Source organism: Neoaquamicrobium sediminum, assembly GCF_040970315.1.
Classification (GTDB): Bacteria; Pseudomonadota; Alphaproteobacteria; order Rhizobiales; family Rhizobiaceae; genus Aerobium; species Aerobium sediminum.
Genome location: NZ_JAZHFV010000001.1, coordinates 937,991 through 959,429, shown reverse-complemented (window position 1 = coordinate 959,429; position 21,439 = coordinate 937,991). Strand labels below are relative to the sequence as shown.

General features: G+C 65.1%; 11 protein-coding genes. 5 read left to right on the top strand and 6 right to left on the bottom strand.

Annotated features, from left to right (window positions below; all coding sequences use genetic code 11):
• Positions 1–7: 7 nt before the first annotated feature.
• On the top strand, positions 8–949 hold the full coding sequence (locus tag V1479_RS04755) for a nucleoside hydrolase (RefSeq protein ID WP_368801877.1): 942 nt from the start codon (positions 8–10) through the stop codon (positions 947–949).
• Positions 950–1,222: 273 nt separating this feature from the next.
• Here V1479_RS04755 and V1479_RS04750 read toward each other — a convergent pair whose 3' ends face one another.
• From V1479_RS04750 to V1479_RS04735, 4 genes are all read right to left on the bottom strand, one after another.
• Complete coding sequence (locus V1479_RS04750) at positions 1,223–1,789, bottom strand: ActR/PrrA/RegA family redox response regulator transcription factor (RefSeq protein WP_368801876.1); 567 nt, start codon at positions 1,787–1,789, stop codon at positions 1,223–1,225.
• 67 nt (positions 1,790–1,856) lie between these two features.
• Positions 1,857–3,173, bottom strand: a complete 1,317-nt coding sequence (locus V1479_RS04745; RefSeq protein WP_368801875.1) for an ActS/PrrB/RegB family redox-sensitive histidine kinase — start codon at positions 3,171–3,173, stop codon at positions 1,857–1,859.
• A gap of 40 nt (positions 3,174–3,213) precedes the next feature.
• Positions 3,214–5,676, bottom strand: a complete 2,463-nt coding sequence (hrpB, locus tag V1479_RS04740) for an ATP-dependent helicase HrpB (protein ID WP_368801874.1) — start codon at positions 5,674–5,676, stop codon at positions 3,214–3,216.
• Between the two features lie 44 nt (positions 5,677–5,720).
• Entirely contained in the window at positions 5,721–6,926 is a 1,206-nt protein-coding gene (locus V1479_RS04735) for an OpgC family protein (RefSeq protein WP_368801873.1), read from the bottom strand.
• A 330-nt stretch (positions 6,927–7,256) separates the two neighbouring features.
• Between V1479_RS04735 and V1479_RS04730 the strand changes: the two genes are divergently transcribed.
• From V1479_RS04730 to bfr, 3 genes are read left to right on the top strand one after another with little or no spacing between them, the layout of a single operon-like run.
• On the top strand, positions 7,257–7,538 hold the full coding sequence (locus V1479_RS04730) for a hypothetical protein (protein ID WP_368801872.1): 282 nt from the start codon (positions 7,257–7,259) through the stop codon (positions 7,536–7,538).
• Between the two features lie 49 nt (positions 7,539–7,587).
• Positions 7,588–7,899, top strand: a complete 312-nt coding sequence (locus V1479_RS04725; RefSeq protein WP_173187762.1) for a (2Fe-2S)-binding protein — start codon at positions 7,588–7,590, stop codon at positions 7,897–7,899.
• Entirely contained in the window at positions 7,865–8,350 is a 486-nt protein-coding gene (gene bfr / locus V1479_RS04720; protein WP_368801871.1) for a bacterioferritin, read from the top strand. Before V1479_RS04725 ends, bfr begins: the two co-directional genes overlap by 35 nt.
• An 87-nt stretch (positions 8,351–8,437) precedes the next feature.
• Here the strand turns inward: bfr and V1479_RS04715 are convergent, their stop codons facing one another.
• Both V1479_RS04715 and V1479_RS04710 read right to left on the bottom strand, forming a co-directional pair.
• A complete protein-coding gene (locus V1479_RS04715) occupies positions 8,438–10,225 on the bottom strand; it encodes a glucan ABC transporter ATP-binding protein/ permease (protein ID WP_368801870.1) in 1,788 nt (595 codons plus the stop codon).
• A 234-nt stretch (positions 10,226–10,459) separates the two neighbouring features.
• A complete protein-coding gene (locus V1479_RS04710) occupies positions 10,460–18,979 on the bottom strand; it encodes a GH36-type glycosyl hydrolase domain-containing protein (RefSeq protein WP_368801869.1) in 8,520 nt (2,839 codons plus the stop codon).
• Positions 18,980–19,362: 383 nt separating this feature from the next.
• Here V1479_RS04710 and V1479_RS04705 point away from each other — a divergent pair, with 383 nt between their 5' ends.
• Positions 19,363–21,282, top strand: a complete 1,920-nt coding sequence (locus V1479_RS04705; RefSeq protein ID WP_368801868.1) for a methyl-accepting chemotaxis protein — start codon at positions 19,363–19,365, stop codon at positions 21,280–21,282.
• The last annotated feature ends 157 nt before the right edge of the window (positions 21,283–21,439 follow it).

Genomic DNA, 21,439 nt, shown 5'->3' with positions numbered 1-21,439 from the left:
ACCGCCAGTGGCCGAAGCGCGCAAGATCATCATCGATACCGATCCCGGCCAGGACGATGCCGTGGCCATCCTGCTGGCTCTCGCCAGTCCCGAACTGGACGTGCTCGGCCTCACAGCCGTGGCAGGCAACGTGCCGCTGGCGCTGACCGAGAAGAACGCCCGCAAGATCTGCGAACTGGCGGGACGGCCCGAAACCCGTGTCTTCGCCGGCGCGGTGCGACCGTTGACGCGCCCACTCGTCACCGCCGAGCATGTGCATGGCCGCACGGGTCTTGACGGGCCGGAGTTGCCCGAGCCCACGATGAAGCTGGAAACGCAACATGCGGTCGACTTCATCGTCGAGACGCTGATGGCCGAGCCCGAGGGCACGGTCACGCTCTGCCCGCTCGGCCCGCTGACGAACATCGCCCTGGCGATGATCCGCGAGCCTGCGATCGTGCCGCGCATTCGCGAAATCGTACTGATGGGCGGCGGCTATTTCGAGCAGGGCAACGTCACGCCGTCGGCGGAATTCAACATCTACGTCGATCCGCAGGCGGCCGACGTCGTCTACCGCTCCGGCGCGCCGATCGTCATGATGCCGCTCGACGTCACCCACAAGGCGCTGACCACCAAGGCCCGTATCGAGCGCTTCCGCACGATGGGCACGCGCGTCGGCACCGCCACCGCACAGCTTCTCGACTTCTTCGAGCGGTTCGACGAGGAGAAATACGGCACCGACGGCGGCCCGCTGCACGACCCCTGCGTCATCGCCTACCTTCTGAAGCCCGAACTCTTCTCAGGCCGGCAGTGCAACGTGCAGATCGAAACCGTTTCGGAACTGACGATGGGCGCCACGGTTGTGGACTGGTGGAACATCACCGACGGCCCACGCAACGCGCTCGTCATGCGCGACATCGACGCCGAAGGCTTCTTCGCGCTGCTGACGGAAAGGATCGCGCGGCTTTAGCGGGCGCTTTGGTCTCTACCTCTCCACCGTCATCCCGGCCAAGGGAGCGAAGCGACCGCAGAGCCGGGACCCATTGGTCCGAACATCTTGAAGCGCGGCCCGGTTCAAGTGATGGCGCATGTTGGCGCTGCCGAGCGAGCCCGCCACCGGCCGCGCTGCTCAATAGGTCTCGGGTCTGTCCTCGCTACGCTCGGTTGCCCGGGATGACGGCGGTGCTGCGGCCAATTGGCCGATCAACCCTCGCAGCCGCTAATATGAAGCCGTCGCAGTGCCCTACCTGGGCGCGCGCTTGGCCAGGATGCGCTGGAGCGTGCGGCGGTGCATGTTGAGCCGCCGCGCGGTTTCCGACACGTTACGGTCGCACATCTCGTAGACGCGCTGGATATGCTCCCAGCGCACGCGGTCGGCCGACATCGGGTTTTCCGGCGGCGCGGCCTTCTCGCCTGCCGTGCGCGTCAGCGCGGCGAACACGTCGTCCGCGTCGGCGGGCTTGGAGAGGTAGTCGATCGCGCCCAGCTTCACCGCCGTCACGGCGGTCGCGATGTTGCCGTAGCCTGTAAGGATGATGGTGCGCGCATCGTCGCGCTTCTCGCGGATCGCCACGACCACGTCGAGCCCGTTGCCATCGCCCAACCGCATGTCCACCACCGCATAGGCCGGCGCGGAGGCCTTGACCTTGCCTACGGCCTCCTCGACGCTTTCGGCCGTATCGACGACGAAGCCGCGCCCTTCCATGGCGCGCGCGAGGCGGGTCAGGAACGGCTTGTCGTCCTCGACGATCAGCAGCGAGCGGTCCGCACCGAGGATTTCGGCTGCATCGATTGCTGTTTCGTCGTTCATTGGGCGTTTTCCTGCTGTTTCATTCTCTTAATAGGCAATATCGCCCGGTTTTCAAACTTCCGAAGCGTCAATAAGCGAGTTCCGCCCTGCCCGCGGTCGACAGGAAGGCCTGCCGCGGCCAGGCGACGCGCACGATAGCGCCCTTGCCGGGCTGGGCCGCGTTGCCGAAAGTCACCGACGCGCCGGAGCGCTCGAGCAGGGTCTTGGCGATGAACAGGCCGAGACCCAGCCCGCGCCCGCCATCAACCGGAGAGCGCTTGGACATATAGGGCTCGCCGATGCGGTCGATGATTTCCGGCGGAAAGCCCGGGCCATCGTCCACCAGCGTCAGCTCCACGCGCGCGTCGTCCCATTTCCAACGCAGAACCACGCTTTCGCGGGCGAAATCGACGGCATTCTCGACCAGGTTTCCGAGACCGTAGATCACGCCGGGATTGCGTCGTCCGACGGGCTCCGGTCCCTGCCGCTCGCCCGGCTCCAGGGTGATCGCGATGCCGAAATCGCGATGCGGGGCGATCACCTCCTCGATCAGCGACGTGAATGGCAGCCGTGCCATATGCGCCTCGTCCTCGGAGGAAAGGCTGGTCAGCCGCTTGAGGATTTCGCGGCAGCGTTCCGACTGGGAGCGCAGCAGCACCACATCTTCCTTGAAGCGCGAATCCGAACCCAGCGCGCGTTCCATTTCCTTGGCGACGAGCGCGATCGTGGCCAGCGGCGTGCCAAGCTCGTGCGCGGCTGCGGCCGCCAGGCCGTCGAGCGCCGAAAGATGTTGTTCGCGCTGCAGGATCAGTTCGGTCGCGGAAAGCGCGTTGGCCAGAAGCCGCGCCTCCTCGGCGACGCGATAGGCATAGATAGCCGTGAACGCGATGGACGATACCACCGCCATCCACATGCCGGCCACGTAGATGAACGGCATCGTCAGCGTCATGCCGGGAAACCACGGCAGCGGCAGGTGGAAGAAGGCGAGCAGCGTGGCCATCGCCACCACGGCGAGACCCAGCAGCATCGTCCAGCGCGCCGGCAGCGACGTCGCCGAAATCACCACCGGCACCGTCATCAGCAGCGAGAAGGGATTGGTCAGCCCCCCCGTCATGTAGAGCAGGCCCGCAAGCTGCAACGCGTCGAACAGCAGGATGCCGAGCGCAAAGTGCGGAGGCAGGCGGTGCGTCGCCGGATAGCGGAATGCGAGGAACAGGTTGAGCCAGGCAGAAAGCGCGATCAGCGCGAAGCAGAGACTGACCGGCAGCGGAAATTCCAGCCAGTAGGCGACGATCAGCACCGCCGCACTCTGGCCGATGATCGCCAGCCAGCGCAGGCGGATCAGCGTGTTGAGCCGCAGATGGTGGATTTCGAGCGGGTCGGGTCTGCCCAGTTTCGCAAGCATGGTGGCTCCTTATGCGCTGCCTCGCAGTCCGCGCCAAGTCCTATCTGGCGCGCGGCTTCGCCCGGTTTGTCGCAGCCGCCTGCAACGGGTCTTCAGGCCAGACGTGCTTGGGGTAGCGGCCGCGCATATCGGCGCGCACGTCGGCCCAGGAACCGCGCCAGAAGCCCGGCAGGTCGCGCGTCGTCTGGATCGGGCGGTGTGCCGGCGAGAGCAGTTCGAGCGTCAGCGGGATCGTGCCGCCGGCAATCGACGGATGCCGGTCGAGCCCGAACAGTTCCTGCACCCGTATCGCGAGAACAGGCTGGTCTTCGTCGTAGCGGATCGGCACCGAGCTGCCGGAGGGTGCCGAGAAATGCGTCGGCGCGAGATCGTTGATCTTGCGCTGCAATTCATGCGGCACCAGCGACATCAACCCGTTGGAAATCGCCTGCGCGTCGATGCGCGCCAGCGAGGCTTCGCCGGAGAGGAACGGCAAAAGCCAGTCATCCAGCGCCTCCGTCAGCGCCTCGTCGGACATGTCGGGCCAGGGCGCGCCAAGACCGCTGCGGAGCCACGCCAGGCGACGGCGCAGTATTGCCGCCCCTTTGCCCCAGTCGAGCAAGGCAAAGCCTTGCTCTCGCAGCGCCGCAATCAGCCCGCGATCGGCTTCCGCGCCGGTGGGTGCCGGCAATTGGCGTTCGGCGAGCCTGATGGCACCGAGCCGCACCGTCTCACGCGCCCGCAGGGCGCGGCGCTCGGCATCGAAACTCGTCTCGGTCGCGGTCTCCAGCCGCCCCGAAAGATGCTGGCGGATCTCTTCCTCGGTGATCGCTGCCGCGGACGCGATCCGCGCATTCTGGGCCCTGCCCTGGAGATCGGCGACGACCAGAAAACCCTCCCTTGCCAGCGGCTCGGCCGGATCGAGCATTGCTCCCCTGCCATTGGCGAGTACGAACCGGCCATACTCGCCCCGCGCTTTCGCAACCCGGTCGGGATAGGCAAGTAGCAGAAGCGCGCCGGCGGAGGTCATGGCTGACGACGCCCCGGACGGCCGTTCCTGGGCAGCCGAGCGGTTGAGCCTCTCCGCCATTTTCCTCGCCGCCTGCGCGCGCGGACCCTTGTCACGGCGAAAGCCGGCCAGCCGCCGGTCCAGATCGACCGCGGTGCCGCCCAGTCCGCGTTCCGTGAGCAGCACCGCCAGTTCGCTTGCGGCCCGGCGGTCGCCGGCTTCCGCTACCATGTGGGCAAGGCGTACCGGCAGGGCCAGCCGCCGCATGGCTTCGCCCGCATCGGTAAGCCGGCCATCGCCGTCAAGCGCGCCGAGTTCGACCAGCAGCGCGCGCGCCTCGGCCAGCGCCGGGGCCGGAGGCTTGTCGAGGAAGGACAGCATCGCCGGGTCGGTCACGCCGAAGGCCGCGCAATCGAGGAGCAGACCGGAAAGGTCGGCTTCGAGAATTTCAGGCGGCGTGAAAGCCGGCAGCGCCGCCGTCTGCTCGGCGCGCCACAGCCGCAGGGCCACACCCGGCTGCGTGCGGCCGGCGCGGCCGGCACGCTGGTCTGCCGAGGCGCGGCTGGCACGCACCGTTTCCAGCCGGGTCAGGCCCGTGGCCGGTTCGTATTTCGGCAGACGCGAGAGGCCGGAATCGATCACGACGCGTACGCCGTCGATGGTGATGGAGGTTTCCGCGATCGAAGTGGCAAGCACCAGCTTGCGCCGTCCCTCCGGCGCGGGCCGGATCGCGGCGTCCTGCGCCCTGCCGTCAAGCCCGCCATAGAGCGGCGCGATGTCGACGTCGGCCGGCAACCGGCCCGCGAGGCGCTCCGCGGTCCGCTCGATTTCTGCCTGCCCCGGCAGGAAGGCGAGCACGCTGCCTGTCTCTTCCGCCAGCATGTCGCGACACGCCGCGGCCGTCGCATCCTCGATGCGCATGTCGGCCGCGCGATCGCGGTAACGTATGTCGACGGGGTACGACCGCCCTTCGCTGGTCACCACAGGCGCCTCGCCCAGCAGCGTGCCGACGCGGGCGCCGTCGATGGTGGCCGACATCACCAGCAGGCGCAGATCGGGCCGCAGCGCCGCCTGCACGTCCAATGCCAGCGCTAGACCGAAATCGCCGTCCAGCGAGCGTTCGTGGAATTCGTCGAATATGACGGCGGCGATGCCGTCCATTCCGGCATCGTCGAGGATCATCCGCGACAGCACGCCCTCGGTCACGACAAGGATGCGGGTATTTGCCGAAACCCGGCTTTCCATGCGCATGGCATAGCCGACCGTTTCACCCGGCTCCTCGCCGAGCAGGGCCGCCATGCGGCGCGCGGCAGCCCTCGCGGCAAGCCGGCGCGGCTCCAGCAGCAGGATGCGCCCTTCACCCCGCCAGCCAGCATCCAGCATGGCCAGCGGCGCGAGCGTCGTCTTACCCGCGCCCGGCGGCGCAACGAGAACGGCGCTGTTGCCTCTGTCCAGCGCCTCCAGCAGGCGCGGCAGGGCTGCGGTTACGGGGAGATCGGGAAGCTGGCGCGTCATCCCCGCGATATGCACGATCGCGGGCGCGGCGGCCAGCCTTCCGGTCAGGCCATTTCAGGCTTTGCCCGATGCGGCAGCGAATGGTGGGCAGGTCGCAGCGGCGGGCCCATGAAGACCTCGGGGCCAGCCGGCACGGACTTGCTGCCGCGCACCAGCCCCCGATACCATTCGATGTAATAAGCAAGGGCGAAATGCGCCCCGATGCCTACGGCCACGATCGCGATGTCGGTCGCAATCGACGGCTCGTGCACCAGACGCCAAGCCTGCGCCACCATAGACAGGATCGTGCCGGTCACGAAGACGGGCAGCGCATGACGACCCATCACGGCAAGCGGATTGTTTGTTGGTCGGCGCGCGAGGCCCGAGATCTGCGGCAGGACCGCGATCAGGTAGGCTGCTGCCAGAACGTGCAGCAGGCGCGGGCCCGAAAGGTAGGTCTTGTCGAAGCCCGTCAGCACAGATGGCAGACCCATCGAGGTGTCGATGCCCCATAGCGGCACCTGCACCCACGCAAGCGACAGCACGAGATAGGCGGCCGCAGTACCGATCATCCAGGGATGCACCGGCAGCTTGCCGCCGCGCTTCACATGCATGGTTGCAGCGAGGCCGATGACGAACAGGAACTGCCACGAAAGCGGATTGAGGAACCAGACGCCTTCGTTGGGAAAGTTCGGAGGGCCGAGACGGAAGAGGCCGGCTGCAAGCCATAGCGCGCCCGATGCTGCAACCATGTGCAGCAGGCCCGCCCGGCTGCCGATCAGCAGCAGCGCCGGCAGCAACAGAAGCACGCCCGCATACATCGACAGAATGTTGTTGTAGCCGAGTTGGTGCCCGAAGGTGACGATGCCGACCAGCGCTGCGGCGGTGTCTTCCATCACCGGGCCGATATTGATCTTCTCCAGCAGTTCGGGCGCGCCGTAATGCAGCGCGAAGAACGAGAATATGCCCAGCGTGGCCATCGTGGTGCCAAGCTGCGCCAGATAAAGAACGCCAACGCGCCGCCACATCTTCAGCGCGGTTGCGAGCCGCGCGCCAGGGCGGAATTTCAGGCCGTAGGCCAGCCCGGCCGACACGCCGGAAATCAGCACGAATGCCTCTGCGGCATCGGAAAACCCGAAATTCTTCGATGTCAGCACTTCGAACGGGTTTCCGGGAACGTGATTGACGAAGATCGTTATCAGGGCAATCGCCCGGATCACGTCGATCCTGGTGTCTCTGGTGCTGCGTACCTGTGAAAGAGGATTGGTCATACGTCCATGCCGCGAGATGTGAACCGGTTCCCGACCGATCACATGAGCCCTTCAACGAACGCTGAAAGACGCACAACCGGGCGAAGCTGTGGCCATAACGCAGTAGCGCCGCAATGGTGGCACTTTCTCCCATCACATTCGGTGGCAGCCTGTTACGCGGGACGGCAGGCAGCCTCCGCTCTTACCTTAGAATTCTTCTAACCTATTGATCTATGAGTGTTTTTGTCATGTTTGAATTGACAAGCCGGCCGCCATAGGTGTTTAAGGGGGCGTGCCTGAAGGCACACCCTTTGATGTCTGGGCCTTGAACCCTTTCGATTGGAGGCAAGGATGGTTTTTCTGCCGATACGGCGCGAGGGCGCCGAGAGCCTGCGGGTGCGGGCACGCAACAACTCCTATGGCTGGCGCGGCGGCTTTCCCGCGACCGACGCGAAACGGCGTCTTGCATCGATATCGCCATTGTTTGCCACGGCGCTGCTCACGGCTGCGATCTTCCTGCTGCCGCCAACCGGAGACGGGCGGCAGGCGCGCGCGTCCGTCGATGACATCAACGCATATGCAACCCATATCCAGTACGATTCAGCCGCGGTTGTACCGACGGTGAAGAAGTAGTGCATCTAGCCCGACCGCCCTCGTCGGCGGTCAAGCCATGAGTAGGTAAATGCTGGTCTGCCATTGCAACCTGATTACCCAGAAGGAAATCGAGCAGGTCATCGTCGGGCTTCTCGATGCCGACCCCTGGCAGCTCATCGTGCCTGCGAAGGTCTATCATACGCTCAAGAAACGCGGTCGCTGTTGCGGCTGCTTCCCAAATGTGGTGGAAACGATCATTCGGGTAACCGAAGAGTACCATCGCCGCCTCGGCGCCGGTGAAACAGAGATCGTACCATTCCTGGACCGCGTACGTGGATTGCGCGGCCAGTACGGGAGCAGCAGCCATGAAGGGCGAAAAACGGATCATCGAGCGGCTTAACGAAGCCTTGTTCCTGGAGCTGGGAGCAGTCAACCAGTACTGGCTGCACTACCGTCTTCTCGAGGACTGGGGATACCAGAAGCTCGCCAAGAAGGAGCGTGAAGAATCCATCGAGGAGATGCATCACGCCGACAAGATCATCGAGCGCATCATCTTTCTCGAGGGACATCCGAACCTGCAGAAGGTCGGCGCGCTCAGGATCGGCCAGAACGTCAAGGAAGTGCTGGAAGCCGACCTTGCCGGCGAATACGACGCCCGCACCTCCTACAAGAAGTCGCGTGAGATCTGTCAGGAACTCGGCGACTACGTCACCATGAAGCTGTTCGAGGAACTGCTTCAGGACGAGGAAGGTCATATCGACTTCCTGGAAACCCAGCTCGAGCTCTACGAACAGATCGGCGAGCAGAAGTACGGCCAGCTCAATGCGGCCTCTGCCGACGAAGCGGAATAAGATCTTCGACTGAAAAAGGGGCTTCCGGTACAGCCGGAAGCCCCTTTTTCATGCGCGATTTTCGTAATTGCGCCGCAGATGGAGCGGTTAAGCCGCCTCGGGCGACAATTCCCGCATGTTCAGCGGCACGGAGCGCAGCCTGTCCTTGTCGTCCAGCAGGCCGCTGGCGCGCAGGAGCGAGGCAAAGCGGCCATTGTCGCGCGCGGCAAGTTCGTTGAAGCCTCCCATCTCCACGATCCGCCCGCGATCCATGAAGATCACGAGGTCGGCGTCGCAGACGGTCGACAGCCTGTGGGCGATGACGAAGGTGGTGCGGTTGCGCCGCAGGCGGTCGATCGCCTCCTTGACCTTGCCCTCCGTCTCGACGTCGAGCGCACTGGTCGCCTCGTCGAGCACCAGGATCGGCGCGTCCTTGAGAACGGCGCGCGCGATCGCGATGCGCTGGCGCTCGCCGCCGGAAAGCTGCGAGCCGCGCTCGCCGACAACTGTGTCGTAGCCTTCGCTCTTGGCCAAGATGAAGTCCTGCGCGGCCGCCGCGAGCGACGCCTCGTGGACCTCGTGGTAGCCGGCATCGGCGCGGCCGAGGCGGATGTTTTCCTCGATCGTGCGATTTAGCAGCCCCGCATCCTGGAACACGGTCGCGATCTGGTCGCGCAGCGACTTGCGCGTCACGGTGCGCGTATCGATGCCGTCGACGCGGATCGAGCCCGACTTCGGATCGAAGACGCGCTGCAGGAGGTTGATGAGGGTCGTCTTGCCGGCGCCCGTGGGGCCGACGATGGCCACCGTCTGACCGGCTGCGACGCTGAACGAGATGTTCTGAACGCCCTCGCCCGAATCCGGGAACTGGAAACACACGTCGTCGAAGACCACGTCGCCGCGCACCCGCTCGATCGGACGGGTGCCCATCGGCTCGCTGCGTTCGCCAACGGCATCCTCCAGCGCATAGAAGGGTTCCAGCTTGGCACGGGCCTCGAAGACCTGATTGACGAAGCCCGTCACCTGGTCGAGCCGGCCGATGAGCAGCGTCGCAAAGCCCGCAAAGGCAACGATGTCGCCGATGCGCAGGTGACCGCGCTGAACGAGGATCGCGCCGATGACCAGAACCACCATCATCGAGATCGTGGCCGACAGGCGCTGCAGGGCGCTGGCCACAGCCCACCAGTTCAGCACCGGGAACTGCGCGCCGATGAGGTCGTCGGTGTAGCGGCGCAGCGCGGCAGCTTCATCCGCAAGCCGGCCGTAGCTCTGCAGCACCGAGACGTTGCTGATCGAGTCGCTGACATGCGCGAAGACCTGATGATAATGCTGCTCGACCTGCGCCTGACCGTCCTTGGTGCGCGCCATCACCGCGCGGCTGATCGCGACGTAGGACGCGCCGAGGCAGAGCAGGACACCGGCCATCCGCCAGTCGAGCGTCAGCGCCGTGGGGATCAGCAGCAGCAGGGCAACGGCCGTCGCCAGGTGCTGGCGCATGAATTCGAGCCATAGCGAGAACAACGTTTCCATCGCGCGCAGCAGCGTGTGCAGCGAATGCGAGGTGCCGTGGCGGTGGTGCCAGGACAGCGGCATCGAGATGACCTTCTCGAAGGACTCGCCCAGCACGTCCACCCGCCGCTTGTGCGCCAGCCTGTCGGCGCCGCGGGCGACGAGAACGAAGGCCACGATGTTGAATGCGCCCAGCGCGGCCCATGCCCCGACCTGGAATGCGATGTTTTCTTCCTGCGAGATGGCCTCGATGATGCGGCCGAACAGAATGGGCTCGGCGATCATGGCGATCGCGAGCGCCACATTGGCAAGGCTGATGACTGCCACCCGCTGCCTTTCGGCGGCGAGGTAGCTCATGGCCCTCCAGTAAATTGACAGAAGTGACAAACGGAACCCCGTTTTTGTTGCAGTGCACCATGCACGCGGTGACGCTATGCCTCGCCGCGATTTACATCAATGGGCTGCGCGCGATTCCGTTGCCTTGTTTGTGTCAACAAGAGCGACAGAAAGTTACCTTTCGTGATCTTGTAACAGACTGAAATATAATAAAAAATGGCGGAGCGGTGACGAAAGCCGGGCGCGATCGTGTGCGCCCGGCGATCCTTCCATGCTGCAAGTGCGTCAGACCACCGTCACAACGACTTCATGGTCACCGTCCTTGACCGGAATTTGCGTCTTCGTCCGCTTCCCGTTGAGCGTCATTTCGGCCTTTGCGCCCCGCTTCACTGTGATGTGCAGACGGGCATTGCCGAGCCGCAGCCGGGTCTCGAATCCGTCCCATGACGAAGGCAGCGACGGCTCCACGAACAGCCTGTCGCCCTCGCGGCGGATGCCGAGTATCGCCTCCACGGCGGCACGGTAGAGCCAGCCCGCCGAACCCGTGTACCAGGTCCAGCCCCCTCGCCCGGCCTTTTCGCCTTGCGAATAGATGTCGGCCGCCACCACATAGGGCTCGACCCTGTATCGCTCGGCCTCGGCCTCGTCCGGCGCGTGGTTCACCGGATTGAGCATCGAGAAGACGCGATAGGCCTCGTCGGCGCGGCCAAGCTTCGCCAGCGCAACCACCAGCCACGTCGCGGCGTGAGTGTATTGCCCGCCATTCTCGCGCACGCCGGGCGGGTAGCTCTTGATGTAGCCCGGTTCCTTGTCGGTGTTCTCGAAGGGCGGGTCGAAGAGCCTCACGATCTTGAGATCGTCATCGGCCAGCAGTTCCATGACCTTGTCGATGGCCTGCGATGCCCTTGCCGGATCGGCGCCTTCCGACATCACCGCCCAGGACTGGGCAATCGAATCGATGCGGCATTCGTCCGACTGCGCGGAGCCGAGGGGCGTGCCGTCGTCATAGGTGCCGCGGCGATACCACTGCCCGTCCCAGCCAGCGTCTTCCAGGGCCTTGCCGAGTTTTCCGGCATGCTGCCGCCACGTCTGAGCGCGCGCATCATCGCCACGCCCGATGGCTATCGGCTCGAAATCGCGCAGCGCCTTGAGCAGGAACCAGCCCAGCCAGACGCTGGTGCCCCGCCCCTCCTCGCCGACGCGGTTCATGCCGTCGTTCCAGTCGCCACCGAGGATCAGCGGCAAGCCATTCTCGCCGGTGCGCTGCACCGCGAGATCGAGCGCGCGCGCGCAATGTTCGTACAGCGTAGCCGCCTCTCGCGAGGTCTCTGGCGTGAAGAAGGCGTCGTGTTCGCCTTCCTTCAGCGGCGGCCCCTCGATGAAGCGGATCTGTTCGTCCAGTACCGCGCGGTCGCCGGTCACGCTCACATAATGATGCGTTCCATAAGCGAGCCAGACGACGTCGTCGGAGATGATGGTGCGCACGCCCGCGCCGCTGCGCGGCAGCCACCAATGCTGCACGTCGCCTTCCTTGAACTGCCGCCCCGCCGCGTTGACGATCTGGGCGCGAGCGAGCGCGGGATCGTGAAGCAGCAGGGCAAGCGTGTCCTGCAACTGGTCGCGGAAGCCGAACGCGCCGCTCGCCTGATAGAAGGCGGATCGCGCCCGGATACGGCAGGCCAGGCTCTGATAAGGCAGCCAGGTGTTGACCATCGCATTGAAGGCGGGATCTGGGGTTTCCACCTGCAGCGCATCGGAAAATTCCGCCCACGCAGTGCCGTTCGCGCCCATGCGGCTCTCGAAATCGGTCTCCAGATGCCGTTTCGCGAGCAAAGACACCTCGATGGCCGAGGAGGCGTCGCCGAGGATGACGTGCAGGTCGGCCGTTTCGCCCGCGCCGATCATCACGTCGCACGCGATCGCGGCGCATGGGTCGCGCCCCGCTTCCACTGTGCCGGAGAGGTCCAGCCCCCGCCGCACGGCAACGGGACTGACCGTGGAGCCGCCGGCCCCGAGGAATTCGGTCCGGTCGCAGGTGTAGGTCACTGCCTTGCCATCGGTGACGAGGAAGGCGGTGCGCTCACCGTAATCGAGGCTGTAGGGGTTATGCGCCATCAGCGCGCCGGTTGTCTCGTCGCGCGCCGGAACGATGAAGGGGGCGGAGCGCGCACGGTTGTTACCCATCAGCCATTCGGCATAGGCATAGACGCGCAGCTTGGCGTTGCCGGTTCCATGGTTGGTCAGGCGCAGGCGCTGCACCTTGACCGGATCGTTCGGGTCCATGAGCTGCGTCAGCTCCGCGCTGAGCGCGCCCTTGCGCGCATGGAAGCTCGAGACGCCCGGTGCATGGCGCGCTTCGTACACAATCGAGGGATCGCGCAACACGCAGGCTTGCGGCGAAAACGCTTCGCCGGTCTCCATGTCGCGAATGTAGAACGCTTCGCCCGGCCGGTTGGTGACGGGATCGTTCGACCACGGCGTCAACTGGAAGTCGCGGCTGTTGCGGCTCCAGGTAAACGAGGCACCCTCGCTCGATGTATGGAAACCGAATTCCGGGTTGGCGATCACGTTGATCCAGGGCTGCGGCGTCACGCGGTCGCCGGAGAGGCGCACGACATATTCGCGCCCATGTTCCGCGAAACCGCCGAAACCGTTCCAGAAGGACAGGTTCTCACCGTCGACCTCCGCGGCAACCGCCTTGTTGTCGTTGCCCGGCGACGGCTCGCGAACGGGCAGCGGCCTGCGTGTCGTTTCAGCCTCCCGCGCTGCGGTCTCCGCCGCCAGCGCGGTCTGCTCGGCCCGCTCGATCTGATCGAGGATCGGGCCGTTGCGGGTGTGCATCACAACACGCGCAGCCGAAAGAAGCGTGCGATAGGAGGTGTCGTCCATCAGGTCGCGGCGCACGGCGAAGATATGCTGGCGCGGCCCGAGTTCGCGGCCGCGCATGCGGGCGTTGTCGCAAAGAAGCTCGATCGCCTGTTGCAGGTCCTGCACGTAGGACGAGGCCTGCTCGTTGACGATCACCAGATCTGCCAGCAGGCCGTGGGCGCGCATGTATTCCTGCATGCGAAGCGCAGTCGCGACGATCTCCAGATCGGCGACGTCTCCGATACGCAGCGCGAAGATCGGGAAGTCGCCCGAGATCGCCATCGGCCAAAGCGCCGACTGGCGGCCGAGGCCGGCTGAGATGGTTTCTGCCGGTGCACGCAACGTCGGGTCCGGATAAAGCAGGCGGCTTGCGAGCTTCTGCACCCCGGCGGCTTCGGCAAGGCTGAGCCCCACATGGCGCGTCTGCACCTGCGAACGCGTCCAAGCCAGCATCGCCTGCCGGCGGAAACTGTCGGGGTGGAGGAAGCGCTTCATTTCCTGCTCGACATCGGGGCGGTTCGCGGCGACGACCGTCCAGAAGGTGAGCATTACCTTCTTGCGCGCCGGCACCCTCACGCGCGCACGCAGCGCCATCACGGGGTCCAGCACATGACCGGCCGAGCCGGAGAGCCGGGCGCCGGCATCGAAGGCAGCGGCGTTGGCGATCGACCGGCCGCGCCCGATGAAGGTGCGCCGGTCCGTCTCCGCCTCGACATCGCGGGCAACGCCGACGCCGGAGGTCACGAAATGCGCGAGCGCGATCGATGGGTCACCGGACGAGCGCTTGCGGCGCTCCGCGAACACAGTCGCGCCGTCCTCGCCGCCGATTTCCGTCTTCACGAACATCTTGGAGAAAGCGGGATGCGCGGTATCGGCCGCCTCGAAGGCCAAGGCCAGCTCGGCGAAGGACGTCACGTCGATATGGCGATCCTGATCGCCTTCGTTCCAAATCGTGAGGCGACGTGCCTCGCCATTGCCTTCGGAAACGACGACGCACTCGACCTCGGAGCGCAGCGTGCCGACGGTCTTGGTGAACACGGCCCGGTCATCGCCGAAGAAGGCGCGGGTCGTTTCGCCCGGCATGCGTTTCGGCTCCGCCGTGGCCGACCACCAGTCGCCATTCTCGGGATCGCTCAGGAACAGGAACGTTCCGGTACGGTCCTCGGTCGGATCGGCGTTCCAGCGCGTGATGGCGATCTCGTCGGCGCGGCTGTAGCCGGTGCCCGTGCCGCTGACCATGACGTGATAGTGGCCGTTGGACATGAGATTGGTTGCGCGCATGCTGCGCAGGGGATCGAGGACGAGCCGCGAATCCGGACGTTCGTCGAGCACCTCCGGCTTGATCCGCTCGCCGGTCTCGGCGCGGATCGGCATTGCCGGGATTTCGCGCGGCGCCTTTTCCTGCAGCAAGAGCTCGGCGGATTCGATCACGGAATCGGCGTGGAAGCGGTCGCGCATACGACCTTCGAAGACGGCGTTGGCGACCGCGACGATCGACATGCCATGATGGTGCGCCATGAAGTTGTGCACCACTGCGTGGCGTTTGCCTTCGGGCACGCGCACGGCCGTGAAGTCCACCGCATCGTGATAGCCGTAGCGGCCGAGCGCCCCGAGTTTGCGCAGCCAGCGCAGGTTCTCGACGGCTTCGGCTGGCTTGAACTGCGCGGCAAGCAGGCTCGCATAAGGCGCGATCACGGTATCCTGCGCCAGCCCGCGCTTGAGGCCGAGGCCGGGCACGCCGAAATTGGTGTACTGATAGGTCATCTCGCGGTCGCGCGCGTGATAGGCCGCTTCGGAAATGCCCCACGGCACCCGCTTCGAGCGGGCATATGACATCTGTTTCCTGATGACGAGGTTGCTGGTCTGGTTGAGGATGCCACCCAGCGGCTCCTTCATGACCAGCGGCGGCATCAGATATTCGAACATCGAGCCCGACCACGACAGCAGCGCGCCGTGGAAGCCGATTTCGGTAACGGGACGGCCGAGACGGAACCAGTGCTCGGTCGGCAGATCGCCCTTGGCGATGCCGAAAAGGCTCGTCAGCCGCGCCTCGGAGGCAAGAAGGTCGTAGCAGGCTTCGTCGAGCTGGCGCTCTTCGATCCGGTAACCGATGGAAAGCAGCTTGCGGTCCTGCCGCAGCAGGAACGAGAAATCCATCTCGAAGGCGAACTTGCGCGTGCGGTCGCGCAGCTGCATCAGCCGCTGCCGCAGCTTGCCGATGCCGGTTTCCTCGACATGCGAATCCGTCAGATGGGCTTCGCAGGCCTTCTCCAGCTTCTCAGCCCAGAGCGCCAGGTCGCCGCTCGCCTGCGAGCCGATCTCTTCGTCGAGCGCCCTGGCAAGCTTGCGGATGTCGGCGGCCAGTACGGTGAGGTTGATGGTACGGATCGCCGCCGTCTCGGGTTCATCGCGGATGTTGTTCACAGCCCGACGCATGCCCTCGATGCGCTCGGCCAGACGCTGGCGCAGCGGCCGCAGCGCGCGACGGTCGTCGGGCAGCGCCGCCAGCTCCTCCTCGAGGATGGTCGCGACGTCGATGATGCCGCCGAATTCACCCTGCAGGTGGGCAGCGGGCGCGGCAGCCCAAAGGTCGCAGGCCGATGCGACGGCGACGAGGTGCCCCGCCAGATTGCCGCTGTCGACGGATGAGACGTAGAGCGGATGCAACGGCCGCAGCGTGCGGGTGTCGTACCAGTTGTAGAGATGACCGCGGTAGCGCTCCATCTTCTCCATGGTGGACATGGTCCGGTCCAGACGGTCGATGGTTTCCGAAAGGCTGATCCAGCCGAAGTCGCGGGCGGACACCACGGACAGCATGTAGACGCCGATATTCGTCGGCGAGGTGCGGCCCGCCACGACCGGGACCGGCACTTCCTGGAAATTGTCCGGCGGCAGCATGTGGTGCTCGGCCGTCACGAAGGTCTCGAAGTAGAGCCATGTCCGCCGCGCGATGGTGCGCAGGGTGGCCGCGTCCTCAGGGTCTACTTCCAGCCGATCCTCGGTCTCCGCCGACTGGCTGACCAGCCACGCGAAGGCCGGCGAACCGGCCCAGAAAATCGCGAAGAACGCAGCAATCACCACACCGGTGGAGCCGGCCATCAGCGGGATTGCAAGGCCCACGAGAGCAACCAGCACCACGCCGCTCATGGCGCGATAATGGCCTCCAAGGCTCGCCTCCCAGGAACGCGCCGCCTGCGAGGCCGCCCGCCATTCCAGCAAATGCCGGCGGCTGACGAACAGCCGATAGAGCGTGCGCACCACGGCATCGCCCATCGACCAGGCGTGATGCGCCATCAGCACCACCTTGAGCGCAACCTGCGCACTGGCAAAGGCGAAGTCGCGCGCAACTGCGGCAATGTGGTTCTTGAGCGTCGCTTCGGGATCGCGCGGCAGGATCGAATCGACAATGCCGTAGGTAAGCGACAGGAACAGGCTCAATACAAGCAGTGCCTGCCACTGGGCGGCTTGCGTGAAGGGCAGCAGGGTCCAGCCCGCCACCGACGCCGCGATCCAGAAGATCGGCGTCAGCGACCGGCGCAGATTGTCGATCATCTTCCAGCGCGACAGGCCCGGCACGCCCGAGCGCGGATTGAGTATCCACGGCAGAAGCTGCCAGTCGCCGCGCGCCCAGCGATGCTGGCGCGACTCGTCGACGAGATAGCGAGTCGGGTAATCCTCGATCAGCTCGACATCGGTCACCAGCGCCGCTCTGGCATAACCGCCCTCGATCAGGTCGTGGCTAAGGATCGTGTTTTCCGGGATGCGATCGCGGAGCGCGGCTTCCATCGCGTCGATGTGGTAGAGCCCCTTGCCCGTAAAAGTGCCCTGATCGAACAGGTCCTGATAGACGTCGGAGACGGCGAAGACGTAGGGATCGATGCCACGGTTGGCGGAAAAGATGCGCTGGAAGAAGGATGCCTCGTCGCCGGTCGTCAGCGACGGCGTGATGCGCGGCTGCAGGATGCCGTGGCCGGACGTCAGGCGCCGCGCCTTGGCGTCGATCACCGGGCGGTTGAGCGGATGTTCCAGCTTGCCGACCAGCTTGCCGACCGCGCCGCGCGTCATGCGCGTGTCGGCGTCGACAGTCATGACATATTCGATGTCCTGCGGCAGCGGGTCCGCGGGCGCGAAGAACGTCGTGTCATGGTCGCCGCGCAGCAGCGTGTTCAGCTCATGCAGCTTGCCGCGCTTGCGCTCCCAGCCCATCCAGCAGCCTTCGGCCTTGTTGTAGAGCCGCCGGCGGTGAAGCAGGTAGAAACGAGCATGGCCATCCTTCGGATAGCGGGCATTGAGCGCCGCGATCAGTTCGTGGGCGTGCTCGAGGAGAGCCAGATCAGCCGCGCTTTGCTCCGTCTGACTGTCGGACCAGTCGGACAGCACGGCGAAATGCAATTCCCCCCCCATGTTTGCGAGGTAGTGCACTTCGAGATTGCGGACGGCTTCTTCGACATCGTCGCGGCTGCCGAACAGGACCGGCGCAACCACAAGCGTTCGCGCATACGCTGGAACGCCGTCCTTGTAGTCATAGCCGATCAGCCGCGTCGGCTTGACGAAGGTCGAGACCAGCGTGTTGAACAGGCCAACGGCCGCCTCGCTCGCCGGAAACGCAAAAAGCGCGACCAGCAGCATCACCGCCCCTGTCGAAAGCCCGTAGTCGGCCAGCGCCACCGCACCAGCAGCGAGCAGCAGGCAGGTCACCAGCGCCACCGGCACGACGACACCCAGCCAGTCGCTCTTGCGGTAAATGCGATGGAGCCTCTCACCGAACGACGGGCTGTAACCCAGCTCACGCTCGAAGTCCTGTCGCCGCGGCCCGACGAGAAAGCAGCCTGCATCGACGCCGGCGCCGCCGTTCGAACGGCATTCGCCCGCCGTCTCGGCCATGACGACAGCCTGCAGGGCAACCTCGTGCTCCTCACGCCCCGAACGTTTCGCCAGCTTTTCGACGGCGCCGCGATAGGCGTCGCGGGATGCGAAATCGAGCTTCTCGAAATCCGTCCGCTCGCGCAGCAGGCGGTCGATATGGCTGACCTCCTCGAACCATACCGTCCATTCGGTGTCGTCGATCAGGCGCAGGCCCTTGATGATGTTGCCGGTGGTGACGTTGCCCGAAGACAGGTTGGCGTGCTCGCCGAGCGTGATCTCCTCGGCGTCGCTGCCGGCCGCTTCCAGTTCGCCCTCCAGCCATGCCAGCGCCTTGCTGGAAACCTGCGAGCCGTCGCGCAGACGATGGAGTAGTTGTGTCGCGAATGTGCGGTCGCGGGCCTGCTGCGCATAGGCGCGCAGGATGTCTACGTCCTCGCCGCCCGGAACCAGTGCCAGCTTGTCAGCCACCTGATTGGCAAGCACCCGCATGTCGCGCGCCTTGGCCACGCGAACCGCCAGCCGTCTCAGATTCTCCACCAGCACGAAGCGCAGCAGCGACGGCAGCGCCCAGAGCTCGCCGATGCGCAACGGCTGCACTTCCTGGAAACCGTCGACCAGAGCGCGGAAGCCGTCGACCGAGACCTCGCTGTCGGACTGCGCCACGTACAGCCATGCGATCGCCAGAACGCGCGGCACGCGCAGGTCCGGCATTTCGGGTAGCTGGCGATAGAAGCGCCGGGGCAAGTCGCGGCGGATGGCGGCGATCGCCTGTTCGATGACGTGCGAATTGTCGAGCAGCCAGTTGGCGGCCGGCGTCACGCTCTCGCCATCGAGTTGCGCACGGTTCAGTACATGGACGACGGAGCGGATGCGCTCGGCGCTGTCCTTCGTACGGTCGCGCGGCTCGAAGGGCTCGATATCCTCGATATGTTCCCTGGCACCCTGCGCCAGCGCTGCGCCGAGCCGGCGCAGATCGCCGTGATGTGCAAAAGGAGAGCGGATAGGCAGATCGCCCCCGCGAAACGAAAGCTTGTTGTCAGACCGAAGTGTCGGGTCTGCATGAACATTCATTGGGTATGAGCCCCCGGATGGGATTTCGACTTCCCGGCTGCCAGCCAGACGTATGCGGGATGCTCTTAAACCGATTATTGAGGCGATAGTTCCACGGGAGTTTCACTCTGCTCAAACACATTATGTTGCAGCGCGAAACAACAGGCGGACAAGGTGTCCCACGCCCACCGTCCTTACAATGTCGACCGTCACTTTAATCTTCCGTGGCCCAGTATTTCCGCATGGCGTCCCTGCAGCGTCACGGTCGCCAAGTCAGGTTCAGAAGCCTTGTTTGAGGCATCGGCACAGGCGCAGATGCAGCATCCATAAGACAGTGAACGCTTCATTAAAGCTTTAACTGTTTAAGGATGATCTGAAGAGTTCATCTGCGGCGAGGGGCCCCAATGATAAGTCTTTTCAGATCTTCGATCGTCTACCAGAGCGTGGCGGTCACCGTAGCGCTCATTTTCCTGACAACCGCCGCCATCGTCGGCGTCATGCACCACAATCTCAGGGCATCGGTGCTGCAGGATGCGTCGAGTGATGCACGCGACGCCGCCCGCACCATGGCCGTGCTGGCCGGCGTGTCGCTTTATGGGCTCAACGTTGAGATCGACGGAGAACAGATCTCCGACCTCACGGCGACGAGCATACCACCGATCGCCAATCACGACCTCGTCGACCGCACCGCGAACGCCATCGCCGGCGTCGCGACGGTGTTCCAGACGCAGGAAAACGAATACCGCCGGGTCTCGACCAACGTCCTCAAGCAGGATGGCAGCCGCGCGGTCGGCACCACGCTTGCGCCGGACCATCCGGCACAGGCCTTTCTTGCCAAAGGCGAGGCCTATTACGGAGAGGCCGTGCTGTTCGGGAAGGCCTATATGACGGGTTATGTGCCGGTGAAGAACGAGGCCGGGGCCAATGTCGGCATCCTGTTCATCGGCATTCCCATGGAAGTCTATTTCGCCAAGATCGACAGCATGCTTTTGCTGCTGACCGGCGTGGGCGCGGTGTGCCTGCTGGTCTTCGGGGCGGTGGCGTTCTTTGCGATGCGGGCGCTCATCCGGCCGATGGCGACGCTGACCGACTCGGTTCACCGACTGGCGTCCGGCGACATGACCGCCGAAGCGCCCTACCAGGACAGGCAGAACGAGTTCGGCGCGATCGGCCGGGCGCTTGCCGTGTTCCGCGACAACGCACTGCAGAAGGAACGCGTCGAGGGCGAAAGCGCGCGCCAGCGTTCGGCATCGGAAGCGGAACGCACCCGTAACGACGAGGAGAAACGCCAGACCGAGGCCGAAATCGCGGAAGCCGTCGATGCGCTTGCCACGTCGCTGGCAGCACTAGCACAGGGCGACCTGTCGCAGCGGATCGACACACCCTTCACCGGCCGGCTCGAGCAGGTTCGCAACGACTACAATGCTTCGGTGGCGACACTTCGCGAAACGCTCGGCGAAATCCGGCAGAACGCGAGGGCGATCAATTCCGGCTCGGAAGAAATCCGCAACGCCGCCGACGACATGTCGCGGCGTACCGAGCGGCAGGCTGCTTCCGTTGAGGAAACCGCTGCCGCGCTTGAAGAAATCACGGCGACCGTTCGCGATTCATCGCGCCGTGCAGAGGAGGTCGGCGCCCTGGTGTCAAGAGCCACCAAAGATGCCCGCATCTCCGGCGAGACCGTGCAGAAGGCGGTTCACGCCATGACGCAGATCGACGCCTCCTCGCGCGAGATCTCCAGCATCATCGGCGTCATCGACGAAATCGCGTTCCAGACCAATCTTCTGGCGCTGAACGCTGGGGTCGAAGCCGCGCGCGCCGGCGAGGCCGGAAAGGGCTTCGCGGTGGTCGCTTCCGAGGTGCGTGCCCTTGCGCAGCGCTCGGCGGAGGCCGCCAAGGAGATCAAGGCGCTCATCATGACCTCGGCGCAACAGGTGCAGTCGGGCGTCCAACTCGTCGGTGATACCGGCACGTCGTTGGACTCGATCGTCCGGGAGGTCGCCGAAATCAACGACCACATCGCGGCAATCGTGACCGCCGCGCGCGAGCAGGCGACCAGCCTTGCCGAGGTCAATTCCGCCGTGAACACGATCGACCAGGCCACGCAGCAGAACGCCGCCATGGCCGAGCAGTCGACGGCGGCCAGCCATTCGCTGGCACGCGAGGCACAGTCGCTTGAGGCCCTGGTCGCACGCTTCTCGCTCGATGCCCACGAGGCCGGAGGTGCGGAGCTGGTCATGCTGCGCAATCCGCTGCACGCCGCCGGCAACGCCATGCGGCAGGCCGACAACGAAGACGCCGCCACTGCGGTCGGACACCGCTAGCGAGCAGCTCGCGCCCCTCCTTGACCGAACTCCAAGGCCGGCTGAAAAGCCGGCCTTCGTCGTTTCCGTTGCGGCAACTCATATTCATTAGACTTTAGTTGAACATGATACGCGGAACGGTTCGTAACGCGCGTCACCGGGCAAGCGACGTATTTAT

Coding starts and splice junctions, on each gene's coding strand:
- V1479_RS04750 (WP_368801876.1), bottom strand. CDS start 1,789: ATGAACGACGAAACAGCAATCGATGCAGCCGAAATCCTCGGTGCGGAC.
- V1479_RS04745 (WP_368801875.1), bottom strand. CDS start 3,173: ATGCTTGCGAAACTGGGCAGACCCGACCCGCTCGAAATCCACCATCTG.
- hrpB (WP_368801874.1), bottom strand. CDS start 5,676: ATGACGCGCCAGCTTCCCGATCTCCCCGTAACCGCAGCCCTGCCGCGC.
- V1479_RS04735 (WP_368801873.1), bottom strand. CDS start 6,926: ATGACCAATCCTCTTTCACAGGTACGCAGCACCAGAGACACCAGGATC.
- V1479_RS04730 (WP_368801872.1), top strand. CDS start 7,257: ATGGTTTTTCTGCCGATACGGCGCGAGGGCGCCGAGAGCCTGCGGGTG.
- V1479_RS04725 (WP_173187762.1), top strand. CDS start 7,588: ATGCTGGTCTGCCATTGCAACCTGATTACCCAGAAGGAAATCGAGCAG.
- bfr (WP_368801871.1), top strand. CDS start 7,865: ATGAAGGGCGAAAAACGGATCATCGAGCGGCTTAACGAAGCCTTGTTC.
- V1479_RS04710 (WP_368801869.1), bottom strand. CDS start 18,979: ATGAATGTTCATGCAGACCCGACACTTCGGTCTGACAACAAGCTTTCG.
- V1479_RS04705 (WP_368801868.1), top strand. CDS start 19,363: ATGATAAGTCTTTTCAGATCTTCGATCGTCTACCAGAGCGTGGCGGTC.